This is a genomic window from Pseudomonas avellanae BPIC 631, assembly GCF_000444135.1.
GTDB classification, from domain to species: domain Bacteria; phylum Pseudomonadota; class Gammaproteobacteria; order Pseudomonadales; family Pseudomonadaceae; genus Aquipseudomonas; species Aquipseudomonas avellanae.
Genome location: NZ_ATDK01000099.1, coordinates 1 through 859 on the forward strand (window position 1 = coordinate 1; position 859 = coordinate 859).

1 protein-coding gene is annotated in these 859 nt (G+C 54.4%); it reads left to right on the forward strand.

What is annotated here, in order from left to right; genetic code table 11:
- Positions 1-95: 95 nt before the first annotated feature.
- A partial coding sequence (locus tag DW49_RS0107015; RefSeq protein WP_032616698.1) for an IS66 family transposase occupies positions 96-859 on the forward strand: 764 nt, incomplete at its 3' end.

The following is an 859-nucleotide window of genomic DNA, read 5'->3' on the forward strand; positions in this document are numbered from 1 at the left end:
CTGAACTGGTTACTGGATGGATTTGATCTCTGGCGTAACCGTCCGCACAAGGTTTTGACTCCACGATTTGTCGCCTAACGGGTATAATCCAGGGCATGAAATTGATGCCCGACGACCTCCCTGACGATCCTGTTTTGCTTAAGCAGATGCTGCTTGAAGCGCAGGACGCCAAAGAAGCTTACGCCACCCACATCGTTGATCTGAAAGAACAGATCAAGCTGTTGCGTGACCGTATCTTTGGTCGCAAGTCCGAACAGACGGTCGAACCCAACACGCCGCAACTCGCGCTATTCAACGAACCCGAAAGCGAGCCGATGCTTCCCGTCGGCGATGCCGACAAAGGCGTCGTTGCACCGGTCAGACAGCGCGACAAGCACAAACCACTGTCGACTGATCTTCCCCGCATCGAAGCCATCCACGAACTGCCCGAGCACGAACTGACCTGTGCCTGCGGTTGCCGCAAGCATGTCATCAGCGAAGAAACCAGCGAGCAGCTGGATATCGTGCCAATGCAGATCCGTGTGATCAAACACATCCGTAAAGTTTACGGTTGCCGCGGTTGCGAAACAGCACCGGTCACAGCGGACAAACCGGCTCAATTGATCGAAAAGAGCATGGCCAGTCCGAGCGTACTGGCCATGCTGCTGACCACTAAATATGTCGACGGCTTGCCCCTGCATCGTTTTGAAACGGTGCTCAGCCGACATGGCATCGAGATACCGCGTCAGACACTGGCACGCTGGGTGATCCAGTGCAGCGAGCACTTCCAGCCGCTGTTGAATTTGATGCGTGATCGATTATTCGAAAGCCCGTTTATCCACTGCGATGAAACACGAGTCCAGGTATTAAAAGAGCCGGA